Source organism: Cohnella algarum (assembly GCF_016937515.1).
GTDB lineage: Bacteria > Bacillota > Bacilli > Paenibacillales > Paenibacillaceae > Cohnella > Cohnella algarum.
The window spans coordinates 4,262,289-4,274,237 of record NZ_JAFHKM010000002.1; the positions used below are offsets into that span (position 1 = coordinate 4,262,289).

Genomic DNA, 11,949 nt, shown 5'->3' on the forward strand with positions numbered 1-11,949 from the left:
GATTTGACATGAGCAAAGTAATCGGGATCGACCTGGGGACGACAAACTCCTGCGTCGCGGTTATGGAAGGCGGCGAAGCCGTCGTCATTCCCAATCCGGAAGGCAACCGCACGACCCCGTCGGTCGTCGGCTTCAAAAAAGACGGCGAGCGCACGATCGGCGAAACCGCGAAGCGCCAAGCCATTACGAACCCCGACCGCACGGTCATTTCGATCAAGCGCCATATGGGCACCAACTATAAAGTAAAAATCGAAGACAAGGAATATACGCCGCAAGAAATTTCGGCGATGATCCTGCAGAAGCTCAAAGCCGACGCGGAAGCGTATTTGGGGCAGCCGGTCACGCAAGCGGTCATTACCGTTCCGGCCTACTTCAACGACAGCCAGCGCCAGGCAACGAAGGACGCGGGCGCGATCGCAGGCCTCGAAGTGCTCCGGATCGTGAACGAACCGACGGCGGCCGCGCTCGCATACGGCCTGGAGAAGCAAGAAGACCAGACGATTCTCGTCTTCGACCTCGGCGGCGGCACGTTCGACGTCAGCATTCTCGAACTCGGCTCCGGCTTCTTCGAAGTCAAGGCGACGAGCGGGGACAACCATCTCGGCGGCGACGATTTCGACCAGGCGATCATGGAATGGCTCAGCGCCGAATTCAAAAAAGAGCACGGCGTCGATCTGCTGAAAGACCGCGCGGCCGTGCAGCGGCTGAAAGACGCGGCGGAAAAAGCGAAAAAGGAACTGTCCGGCGTGCTGAGCACGACGATTTCGCTGCCGTTCATCACGATGGTCGACGGCGTTCCGCAGCACTTGGAGCTTAACCTGACCCGCGCCAAATTCGACGAATTGACCGAATCGCTCGTCGAGCGCACGATGGCTCCGACGCGCCAGGCGCTTGCGGATTCGGGCCTCAGCGCTTCCGAGATCGACAAGGTCGTTCTCGTCGGCGGTTCCTCGCGGATTCCGGCCGTCCAGGAAGCGATCAAGAAATTGACCGGGAAGGAACCGCACAAAGGCGTCAACCCGGACGAAGTCGTCGCCCTGGGCGCCGCCGTGCAAGCGGGCGTTCTGACCGGCGACGTGAAGGACGTCGTTCTCCTCGACGTGACGCCGCTGTCGCTCGGCATCGAAACGGCGGGCGGCGTCATGACGAAGATGATCGACCGCAACACGACGATCCCGACGGAAAAATCGCAGGTGTTCTCGACGTACGCGGACAACCAGACGCAGGTCGAAATTCACGTCCTGCAGGGCGAACGCGCGATGGCCCGCGACAACAAGACGCTCGGCCGCTTCATCCTGAGCGACATTCCGCCGGCGCCGCGCGGCATCCCGCAAATCGAGGTCAAATTCGATATCGACGCCAACGGCATCGTCAACGTATCGGCTCTCGACAAAGGCACGGGCAAAAGCCAAAAAATCACGATCACGTCCTCGAGCGGCCTGAGCAAGGAAGAAATCGACCGGATGCAGAAGGAAGCCGAGCTTCACGCCGAGGAAGACGCGAAGCGCCGCGAGCTGATCGAAACGAAAAACAACGCCGACCAGCTCGTGTACACGGTGGAGAAGACGATCAAGGATCTCGGCGAGAAAGCCGATCCGGGCGAAGTCGAGAAAGCGGACGCCGCCAAAGAAAAATTGAAAAAAGCGCTTGAAGGCGAAAATCTCGACGAGATCAAAGCGGCGACCGACGAGCTGACGCAAATCGTGCAGCAGCTGTCCGTCAAGCTCTACGAGCAGGCGGCCGCGGACGCGCAAGCCTCGCAAGGCGCGGCGGGAGCGGCTGCCGACGGCGGCCCCGCCAAAAAAGACAACGTCGTCGACGCGGATTACGAAGTCGTGGACGAAGACAAGAAATAAGCACAACCAAAACGAAAGCCTGATCGAAGTCAAAGCTCGTTTCCGTTGCCGGACCGGCGACCGAAACGGCTTTGACTTTCCTCATGAGGAGGCGGAGCAGTGGCAGAGAAACGAGACTATTACGAAGTGCTGGGGGTCGACCGGAACGCTTCGGCCGAAGATATCAAAAAAGCCTATCGGAAACTCGCTCGCCAGTACCATCCCGACGTCAACAAGGCGCCCGATGCCGAAGCGAAATTCAAGGAGGTCAAGGAAGCGAGCGACGTTTTGAGCGATCCTCAGAAGCGCGCGCGCTACGACCAGTACGGTCATCAGGATCCGATGGCGGGCTTCGGCGGCGGAGCTGGCGGGGCCGGCGATTTCGCGGGCGGCTTCGGCGACATTTTCGATATGTTTTTCGGCGGCGGCGGCCGGCGCGATCCGAACGCTCCTCAGCGCGGGAACGATTTGCAATATACGATGACCCTTACGTTCAAGGAAGCGGTTTTCGGCAAGGAAACGGATTTGACCATTCCCCGCACCGAAACTTGCGACACGTGCCACGGCAGCGGCGCGAAGCCCGGCTCGAAAGTGGACACCTGTTCCTCCTGCCGGGGCACCGGCCAGGAAGAAGTCGTGCAGAATACGCCGTTCGGGCGCATCGTCAACCGCAGGGTATGTTCCGCTTGCGGCGGGCGCGGCAAGACGATCCGCGAGCGCTGCGGGACTTGCGGCGGCAGCGGCCAAGTGAAACGCCAGCGGAAAATCCACGTCAAAATTCCGGCAGGCGTCGACGACGGCGCCCAGCTTCGCGTCAGCGGCGAAGGGGAAGCCGGCGTGCGCGGAGGGCCCCCGGGCGATCTTTACCTCGTTCTTCGGGTGAAGGAGCACGAGTTTTTCGAACGCGAAGGAGACGACATCTATTGCGAAGTGCCGCTTACGTTCGTGCAGGCGGCGCTCGGCGACGAGATCGAAGTTCCGACGTTGACGGAAAAGGTCAAGCTCAAAATTCCGGCCGGAACCCAGACGGGCACGTATTTCCGGCTCAAGGGAAAGGGCGTGCCGAAGCTTCGCGGCTACGGGCAAGGCGACCAGCACGTCAAGGTGACGATCGTGACGCCGACCAACCTGTCCGACGCCCAGAAGGATCTGCTGCGCGATTTTGCCGCCAAGAGCGGGGAATCGACGCAGGAGCAGCACCCCTCGAACATTTTCGAACGCATGAAAAAAGCGATTTTAGGCGACTGATCGCCCGTTCCCCGGCCTCCTGCCCGCCGTTTGCGCGGAAGGGGGCTCTTTGCCGTGCATAGCCGCGAAAGCGACCGCGCATGCTACTTAACTGAGGCAAACTACAAATCAAAGGATGGATCGACGATGAGCTTACGCGATTTCTTTAACCAGAAGCCGTTTCGTTCGAATCCGCCCGCCAAGCTTCCGGTTGCTTCGGCCGAGGACGTGGAGTTTTCCCAGGAGCTGGCGGACGAAGACGATCTGGAAGCGCAGCAAAGAGCCGAGGAAGCGGATCGCCGCGCGGCCTTGTATAAAGGGGAATAAGCGCGATGGACATGGTATCGATGGCCGCCAGTTTTCCGTCGCAGGATCAGGCGGAGCGGGCGGTCCGCAAACTGGCGGCTCTTCGCGCCGACCGGTTCCGAATGGAACGGCTCGGCGGAGAAGCGGGTTCGCTTCCCGGGGATCAAGGAATCGAAGCTTCCGGCGAGCTCGGAGAAGCCGATTCCGCAGAGGCGTTCAGCCTGTCCGTGCAGGTGCCGGCGGCCGCGGCGCGGCAAGCCAGGACCGTCATCGAGCAAGCCGGCGGCCAAGTTCGATCGGAAGCCCCTTGAGTTTGAAGCGCCGGGCCGCAGGGCCCAGGCGTTTTTTTGCGTCCTCTTCCGCGAAGCGTGTATAATGAAGGTCAATGAACCGTCAATCGGAGTGCCGTTTGAATCAGGGAGGAAAAGCTGTGCGTTGGTTTGAAGTGACCGTCTTCGCGGCGGAGGATTCGCAGGATATTATCGCCAATTATCTTCACGAGCTGGGGGCGGGAGGCGTATCGATCGAGGAATCGTGGACGCCCGACAAGCCGAGGGATACGTCTTACGGCCAATGGTACGACAAGCCGCTCAACGACATCCCTGCGGGCTACGCTTATATTAAAGGTTATTTTTCGGAGGACACCGATGCGAACGGGGTCGCCGCGGAGCTTGAGAGGCTGCTGCCCGGATTGCCCGAATTCGGCTTCGACGCGGGACAATTCCGGATCGGCGTAGCCGAGGTGGACGAGGAAGACTGGGCGCATGCGTGGAAGAAATATTTCAAGCCGATCGCGGTAACCGATCGTTTGACGATCAAGCCGACGTGGGAGGAGTACGAAGCGCGGCCCGGCGAGCTGATCATCGAGCTCGATCCGGGCATGGCGTTCGGCACGGGAACGCATCCGACGACCGCGCTTTGCCTGCGCACGCTCGAAGGCGCCATTTCCGGCGGGGAGACGGTGATCGACGTCGGCACGGGGTCCGGCATCCTCGCGATCGGCGCCATCCGGCTCGGGGCCGAGCGGGTGCTGGCCGTCGACCTCGATCCGGTGGCGGTGACGAGCGCGGAGCAAAACGCGGCGCTGAACGGCCTGGAAGGCGCAATCGAAGTCAGGAAAAGCGATCTTCTCGGCGTGCTCCGATCGGCGGAGAGGGAGGAGACGCGGGAGAGCGGCTCCGTTCGCCCGCCCGTCGATATCGTCGTGGCGAACATTCTCGCCGAGATCATTCTTTTGTTCGTTTCCGACGTGATGGACGTGCTGAAGCCGGGCGGGATTTACATTGCCAGCGGCATTTACAAAAACAAGGAAGCCGACGTGGAAGCCGCGCTGCTCGCCGCAGGCTTCGAAATCGTCGACCGGGTCCGCCAGGACGACTGGATCGCGTTCGTGGCGGGCAAGCCGAAGGGAGACGCGGAATGAATTTTCTCTGGTACCCGCTCGAGCATCTGCCGTTCATCGTCCTGACGATGCTGCTTGCTTTTACGGTGCACGAATTCGCGCATGCGTGGACGGCCTGGAAGTTCGGCGATCCGACCGCCTACGAGCAAGGCCGGGTCACGCTCAATCCGATGGCCCATCTGGATTTGTTCGGCATCTTGTTTTTGCTCATTGCGGGGTTCGGCTGGGCGAAGCCGGTTCCGGTCCGCAGAAGCCGGTTTCGCCGTCCGAGGCTGATGAGCGTCGCCGTGACGGCCGCGGGACCCGTCAGCAATTTGCTGCTCGCCTTTCTGGGACTTCTCGTCCTTTATGTTCTGGTTGCGGTCGGGGCGCTGGAAGCCCCGTCGCAGGCGATGCTGGAAACGGTGTCGACTTTCATGTCCTACTGGCTTCATATTAACGTCATCCTTTTTTTGTTTAATCTGATCCCGCTGCCGCCGCTGGACGGCTACCGGATCGTCGAGGAGTTCGCGCCGCTTAACGTACGTCTTAAAATGAGCCAGAACGAGCAGTGGGGGATGTTCGTCTTCTTGCTGCTCGTGTTCATTCCGCCGCTGCGCAACGCCACAATCACGCCGTTGTTTTCGCTGGCCGCGCCGATTCAGGAGGCAATGAACGGGCTGCTCTCGAGCCTGTTCGGAAACGCCGGAAATTCGGTCATCGTCCGGACGCTGGGCTATATGCTCGGCTGGGCGCTCTAATCGAAGGTGGCGCCATATCGGCAAACGAGGTATGATGAAGGGTAGAAAAAAGCGGGGGGCTTGAGACATGCAGCGCTATTTCGTCGCTCCCGGCCAATTCGGCGAAGCCGGCGTGACGCTGGCGGGCGAGGATGCCCGTCATTTGAGCGCGGTGATGCGGGCGAAGCCGGGGGACGTTTTTATCGCTTGCGACGGTGCCGGACGGGAAGCGAAGGTTCGGATCGATACGATCGGGACGGGCGCCGTTGCCGGCACGTTGCTCGAATGGATCGATTCGGGCTCGGAAATGGCGTGGCGCGTCGCCGTCGCCCAAAGCTTGCCGAAAGGAGACAAGCTGGAAACCGTCATTCAGAAGGGAACCGAGGCGGGCGCCGCCCGGTTTCAGCCGTTCGTTTCCAGAAGGACGATCGTCCAGTACGACGAGCGCAAGGAAGGGAAGCGGCTCGCGCGTTGGCGCACGATCGCCAAGGAGGCGGCCGAGCAATCGCACCGCTCGATCGTGCCGGAGGTTAAGCCCGTCATCTCGTGGAAGGAGCTGCTGGCTTCGTTCCGCGAATTCGATTCGGTGCTGCTCTGCTACGAAGAGGAAGGGCGAAGCGGTGCGGGACTTCAGCCTGCGCTAGCCGCTTTGAAGAACCGGTTCGCCGCGGACGGCCGGAACGATCCGAGCGTTCTGCTCGTCGTCGGTCCCGAGGGCGGCTTCGACCCCAGGGAGGCGGAGGAAGCAGAGGCCAACGGGGCGACGGCGGTCGGTCTGGGCCGCCGCATATTAAGGACGGAGACGGCCGCGCTTGTGGCGCTTGCTTGCATCGCGTACGAATCCGGAGAAATGGGAGGATGATCCGCCATGCCTAGCGTGGCATTTTATACTTTGGGCTGCAAAGTCAATTTCTACGATACGGAAGCGATGTGGCAGCTGTTCAAAAACGAAGGCTACGAGCAGGTCGATTTCGAAACGAAGACCGCGGACGTCTACGTGATCAACACCTGCACCGTAACGAACACCGGCGACAAAAAAAGCCGGCAAATTATCCGGCGGGCGGTGCGCCGCAATCCGGACGCCGTCATTGCCGTCACCGGCTGCTACGCGCAGACGTCGCCCGCGGAGATCATGGATATCGAGGGCGTCGATCTCGTCATCGGGACACAGGATCGCGACAAGCTGATGACGCTTATCGCGGACATTCAGAAGGAGCGCAAGCCGGTCAACGCGGTCCGCAACATAATGAAGACGCGCGAATTCGAGGAGCTTGACGTGCCGGCCTTCGCCGACAAGACGCGGGCATTCCTGAAAATCCAGGAGGGCTGCAACAATTTTTGCACCTTCTGCATCATTCCGTGGTCGCGCGGCCTTTCGCGCAGCCGGGATTCCGCAAGCGTGCTCAAGCAGGCGCGGCAGCTCGTCGCCGCTGGCTACAAGGAAATCGTGCTGACCGGCATCCATACCGGCGGCTACGGCGACGACCTGGAAAACTACCGGCTAGCCGATTTGCTGGCCGACCTCGACAAGGTCGAAGGGCTGGAACGGATCCGCATCAGCTCGATCGAAGCGAGCCAGATCGACGACAAGATGATCGCCGTGCTCAATTCGTCCCCGAAAATGTGCCGGCATTTGCACATCCCGCTGCAAGCCGGCGACGACGCGATTTTGAAGCGGATGCGGCGCAAATATACGACCGCCGAATTCGCGGACAAAATCGCCCGCATCAAGGAAGCGATGCCGGACGTCGCGATCACGACCGACGTGATCGTCGGGTTTCCCGGAGAGACGGACGAGCAATTCGAGAACGGCTACCGGTTCATGAAGGAAATCGGATTTGCCGAAATGCATGTGTTTCCGTATTCGAAGCGGACGGGAACGCCGGCGGCGCGCATGGATGACCAGGTCGACGAGGAGCTGAAGCACGAGAGGGTGCACAAGCTGATCGACCTGTCCGAGTCGATGCAGGCGGAATACGCGCGCAAATGGGCCGGACGCGAGCTTGAGGTTATCCCCGAGCGAACCGGCAAAGCGCGCGAAGGCTCCGGCTTCATTGCCGGGCACGCGGACAATTATTTGCTCGTGGCGTTCGAAGGCGACGAGTCGCTCGTCGGCAAACTGTGCCGCGTGCGCGTCACGGAAACGGGCGTCAACGAGTGCAAGGGCGAGCTGCTCGAGGTGCTGGAAGACAGCTTTCCGATGGCGATGCGGGCTTGAGGTTTAAGTCGAAGGAGAAGAAAGATTTCAACCCGGCGATGGGCGGACGGCAGCGGCTGCCGCGTTGCCGGGATGGAATCTTTTGTCGTACATAAGTTGCAGATTCGGATATTTGGCAGGGGGAGTCGAAAGTGAAGGAAATTTCCGCGGGGGGCGTCGTCTACCGGAATCGGAACGGGAGCCTGGAAATTCAGTTGATTAAAGACCGATTCGGAAAAACGACGCTGGCTAAGGGGAAGATGGAGGAAGGCGAGTCGATCGAGCAGACGGCGCTCCGCGAAATTTCGGAGGAAACGGGCATTTCCGGCCGAATCGTGGCGCCGCTGTCGGTCATTCGCTACCAGTACGAATCCGCCGATCGGGAAGCCGTTCAGAAGGAAGTGCATTACTTCCTGGTCGAAGCCGGGGACGGCTCCTTGAAAGCGCAAACGGAAGAAATCGCGGGCGTCGCCTGGCATACGCCGGAAGAAAGCTGGCGGCTTCAGCGCGAAGGCGGTTACGACACGAACGACGAGGTGCTGCGCGCGGCGCTTCGCAAGCTGGGGTTCGAGCCGGCCGATACCGAGCCGGCGCCGCCGGGCGGCCGCTTTCCGATCTGGCTGCCGGGCCAGTCGATGGCGCCGTTTATCGACCATACGCTGCTGAAGGCGGACGCGCGCGCGGACGATTTCGCGAAGCTTTGCGACGAGGCGCTTGAATACGGGTTTTACAGCGTATGCGTGAACGGGCGCTGGGTTCGGATGTGCCGGGAGAAGCTGTCCGGAACCCCCGTCAAAGTGTGCGCCGTCGTCGGCTTTCCCCTCGGCGCCATGGCGACGCGGGCCAAAGCGTTCGAAGCCGCGGCCGCCGTCGAGGACGGCGCTTCGGAAATCGATATGGTGCTGCCGATCGGCAGGCTGCTCGACCGGGATTTCGACGCCGTGGAACGGGATATCGCGTCGGTCGTGCAGGCGGTGCAGGGAGGCGCGCTCGTCAAGGTCATTCTGGAAACGGGAGCGCTGCCTTCGGAAGAGCTGAAGCGGGAAGCGTGCAAGCTGACGGAGGCGGCGGGCGCCGACTACGTGAAGACGTCGACCGGATTCGGGCCGGGCGGCGCGACGGAAGCGGATATACGGCTAATGCGCGAAGCGGTGTCTCCGCGCCTGGGCGTGAAAGCTTCGGGAGGCGTGCGGAGCGCGGAAACGGCCGCCGCGATGCTGCTGGCCGGCGCGAGCCGGATCGGCACGAGCTCCGGCGTCGCCATTGCCGGGGGATCGGCCGCCGCTTCCGGCGGGTATTAAGCGAACCGAGCCGGCGAGCGGCGCTCGGCGGACGTTACTTGCCACGCGCGAGAGGCGACTGCGGAGGTTCGAGCGCGCGGACGCCCAAATACGCGATCGGCAGGGCGAGCACGGAACAGGCGACGTTGAACAGCGTCTGGGCATGCGCGATTTGGGCGGCCGGGTGGCCCGGGGCGATCGCGGCGGAAACGGCGAGCAGCTCCCCCTTCAACGGGTAGAACAGCATCGTCCCGCCCACGTTCAGCGCGATTTGCGACAGCGCGACGAACCGGCCGCCCCTGCCGCCGGCAAGCGAGGCAAGCAATCCGGTAAAGCACGTGCCGACGTTCGCGCCCAGCACGACGGCGACGCCGGTTACGGCCGGCAGCGTTCCTGTATCGGCGAGACTCATCGCCATGCCGATGACCGCCGAGCTCGAATGGACGAGCGCGGACAGCGCCGCTCCTCCGAGCAGCCCCCATACCGGCCTTTGCTCGGCGAACGCCATCCATTCCGCGAACGTGCCGTTTTGCTGAAGGGCGGGGCCGATCGACTGCAGCGAAGCGAACCCGACCAGCATGAGCGCGAAGCCCGCCGTCGCCGCCGAGCCGTAGCGCAACGCTTCCGCGGCATGGCGGGGAAGAGGAGGCGCCAGGCGGGCTTCCAGCGACAGAAACGTCCATAGCCAGACGACGAGAGAAGCACCGAGCAGGGGCAGGCCGAAGCGGTGAATGCGGAGGCCGATCAATTCGGTCGTCAGGGTCGTGCCGACGTTGGTCCCGAGCAAAATGCCGAAGCTGTTGGCGAGCGGCAGCATGCCGGCGTTGACGAGGCCGATCGTCAGCAGCGTCACCGCGGTTCCGCTTTGCAGCAGCCCGGAAGTCACGGTTCCGGATACGAAGCCGCGCAAGGGGGTCGAAGTCGTTCGTTCAAGCGCGGCGTTCAGCCGGTCCCCGGCCCAGACGCGAAGCGCCGTTTCCGTCATTTTCATGCCGCCGAGCAGCAAGGCCAGTCCGAAAATCGAAGCGGCGACGAGCGGAACCCACATCGTCTCATTCCTCCCGTCATCCCATGAGAAATTTACATATCATTTTATGCTCAGACCGGACAAGTAATGTCCTTAAAGAAAGGCGTGATCGACATGTCCAATGAGGTTCAAGCCCGCGTCGTCCTGAACCGCTCCCGCCGTCCGAGGCTGGAGCAAGGCCATCCGTGGGTGTTTCGGAACGAAATCGAAAAGCTGGAGGGAGAAGCCGAACCCGGAGCCCTCGTTCAGGTGTTCAACCACCGTGGCCAATTTCAGGCCGTCGGGTACTGGAACCCGGCTTCCCAAATTTCCGTCCGGATCGTCTCCTACAAGCCGCTTGAGCGGTGGGATACGGAATGGTTCAAGGCTCGATTCCAAACGTGCGCCGACCACCGCCGCCGGTTTTCCGGCTCCGAGCCGTCCTGCCGGCTCGTGTTCGGCGAAGCGGATTTTCTCCCTGGACTCGTCGTCGACCGGTATGCCGACGTACTTGTCGTGCAGGTGCTGACGCTCGGGATGGACAAGGCCCGCGAGCTTTGGCTGCCGGCTTTGATCGACGTGTTCGCGCCGCGCGGCATTTACGAGCGCAGCGACGTCGGCGTCCGCACGCTCGAAGGGCTGGAGGAGCGCATCGGCGTTTTGTACGGCGAATGTCCCCGCTACGTCGTCATCGAGGAAAACGGCCTGAAAGTCGAAGTCGATATCGAAGGCGGGCAAAAAACGGGATACTTTTTCGACCAACGGGAAAATCGCGCCGCCATCGCGCCGCTGATGACCGGATGGGGCGCAAGGAGCGGCATCGTCGTGGAGCGCAGAGAAACGGAGGAAGGCATCCGGGACGTTCCCGTCAATGCCAACGGAAATCCGGTCACGTTCCCTTATTGGGACGGGGCGACCGTGCTCGAATGTTTCGCGCATACCGGCAGCTTTTCTCTGCATGCCTGCAAATACGGCGCGAAAAAAGCGACCTGTCTCGATATTTCGGCGCATGCGATCGAAACCGCAAAGCGCAACGTCGAGCGGAACGGCTTTTCCGACCGGGTCGAATTCGTGACGGCCGACGCTTTCGAATATTTGCGGCAGCAGGTCAAGGGCCGGGAAGAACGCCTGCAAAGAGCGGCCGGAGGCAAGGCGGATACGTCGAAGCCGCTCGTTTCGGAAGGCCGGACGTGGGACGTCGTCATTCTCGATCCGCCGGCGTTCGCCAAGACGAAGCGGGCCGTGCCCAGCGCCATACGCGGCTATAAGGACATCAATTTGCACGCGATGAAGTTGGTCAACGAAGGCGGCTATTTGGTCACGGCGAGCTGCTCTTATCATGTGCGGCCGGAGCTGTTCATGGAGACGCTTCTGGAGGCCGCCGCCGACGCCGGCAAAATTCTTCGCTGCATCGAATGGCGAGGGCGGGCAAAGATCATCCGCAGCTCGGCGGTGTCGAAGAAGGTCATTATTTGAAATTCGGCATCTTCGAGGTCCGCACCCGAAAAGCGCTTTGAGGACGGGCTTCTGGGTCTTCGGACAGGAAGCGGACTGGGTTTTTTAGACTAATTGTTAAGAAAGTATGAGTCGCGCAACCTGTAACTTTTCTAAAATCTCTCCTGTAATCTGTAAACATAGATAAAGGAGAGAGGAAGTGAATGATGATGGATGTGCTGCGATTCGGAAGGCGCTCCGTGCCGCTGCGAAACAAGGCGAAACGGCTCGAAAGCCGTCAGCGATTGAACAAACGCATGCGCGAAATGGCGCTCGATCTGGAATTCCGCCGCAAATGGAAGCAAGTGATCGATGTCGAACTGTGGTCGGACGCGGCGATATTCTGGTTCGAGGACGGCACGAAGCTTTATTTGAATATTTCGTGAATCTTTCCCGATGCGCCCGTTCGCAGCGTTGGGGGAAATTCGGACCTATAAGGGCCTTGGGGCGTTTTCCCCGCGGTCCTTTTTTGCATATCGGATG

11 protein-coding genes and 1 pseudogene are annotated in these 11,949 nt (G+C 61.3%); 11 read left to right on the forward strand and 1 reads right to left on the reverse strand.

Features of this window, described 5'->3' with window-relative positions:
- Positions 1 to 8 precede the first annotated feature (8 nt).
- The 9 genes from dnaK to deoC all read left to right on the forward strand — a co-directional run bounded on the left by dnaK (position 9) and on the right by deoC (position 8,987).
- Positions 9 to 1,856 carry a molecular chaperone DnaK gene (gene dnaK, locus JW799_RS19080; RefSeq protein ID WP_080840550.1) on the forward strand — a complete coding sequence of 616 codons (1,848 nt, stop codon included), beginning with the start codon at positions 9 to 11 and terminating at the stop codon, positions 1,854 to 1,856.
- 99 nt (positions 1,857 to 1,955) lie between these two features.
- A complete protein-coding gene (dnaJ, locus tag JW799_RS19085; protein WP_080840549.1) occupies positions 1,956 to 3,083 on the forward strand; it encodes a molecular chaperone DnaJ in 1,128 nt (375 codons plus the stop codon).
- Between the two features lie 126 nt (positions 3,084 to 3,209).
- Positions 3,210 to 3,389, forward strand: a complete 180-nt coding sequence (locus JW799_RS19090; protein WP_080840548.1) for a YfhD family protein — start codon at positions 3,210 to 3,212, stop codon at positions 3,387 to 3,389.
- Positions 3,390 to 3,394: 5 nt separating this feature from the next.
- Entirely contained in the window at positions 3,395 to 3,679 is a 285-nt protein-coding gene (locus JW799_RS19095) for a hypothetical protein (protein ID WP_080840547.1), read from the forward strand.
- A gap of 119 nt (positions 3,680 to 3,798) precedes the next feature.
- Positions 3,799 to 4,791 carry a 50S ribosomal protein L11 methyltransferase gene (prmA, locus tag JW799_RS19100; protein ID WP_205431199.1) on the forward strand — a complete coding sequence of 331 codons (993 nt, stop codon included), beginning with the start codon at positions 3,799 to 3,801 and terminating at the stop codon, positions 4,789 to 4,791.
- A complete protein-coding gene (locus JW799_RS19105; RefSeq protein ID WP_205431201.1) occupies positions 4,788 to 5,510 on the forward strand; it encodes a site-2 protease family protein in 723 nt (240 codons plus the stop codon). Before prmA ends, JW799_RS19105 begins: the two co-directional genes overlap by 4 nt.
- A gap of 67 nt (positions 5,511 to 5,577) precedes the next feature.
- Positions 5,578 to 6,351, forward strand: coding sequence for an RsmE family RNA methyltransferase (locus JW799_RS19110; protein ID WP_080840544.1), 774 nt, complete (start codon positions 5,578 to 5,580; stop codon positions 6,349 to 6,351).
- A 6-nt stretch (positions 6,352 to 6,357) separates the two neighbouring features.
- The gene (gene mtaB, locus JW799_RS19115; protein ID WP_080840543.1) at positions 6,358 to 7,707 is read left to right on the forward strand and encodes a tRNA (N(6)-L-threonylcarbamoyladenosine(37)-C(2))-methylthiotransferase MtaB; all 1,350 of its coding nucleotides are present in this window, start codon (positions 6,358 to 6,360) and stop codon (positions 7,705 to 7,707) included.
- A 131-nt stretch (positions 7,708 to 7,838) separates the two neighbouring features.
- The gene (gene deoC, locus JW799_RS29730) at positions 7,839 to 8,987 is read left to right on the forward strand and encodes a deoxyribose-phosphate aldolase (RefSeq protein WP_080840542.1); all 1,149 of its coding nucleotides are present in this window, start codon (positions 7,839 to 7,841) and stop codon (positions 8,985 to 8,987) included.
- Positions 8,988 to 9,021: 34 nt separating this feature from the next.
- Here deoC and JW799_RS19125 read toward each other — a convergent pair whose 3' ends face one another.
- Positions 9,022 to 10,014 (reverse strand): Na/Pi cotransporter family protein, encoded by a 993-nt coding sequence (locus JW799_RS19125; RefSeq protein ID WP_080840541.1) that lies wholly within the window; start codon positions 10,012 to 10,014, stop codon positions 9,022 to 9,024.
- Between the two features lie 93 nt (positions 10,015 to 10,107).
- Between JW799_RS19125 and JW799_RS19130 the strand changes: the two are divergent.
- Positions 10,108 to 11,489 (forward strand): annotated as a pseudogene (locus JW799_RS19130) (class I SAM-dependent rRNA methyltransferase).
- 141 nt (positions 11,490 to 11,630) lie between these two features.
- The gene (locus JW799_RS19135) at positions 11,631 to 11,852 is read left to right on the forward strand and encodes a hypothetical protein (protein ID WP_080840539.1); all 222 of its coding nucleotides are present in this window, start codon (positions 11,631 to 11,633) and stop codon (positions 11,850 to 11,852) included.
- Positions 11,853 to 11,949: the final 97 nt, after the last annotated feature.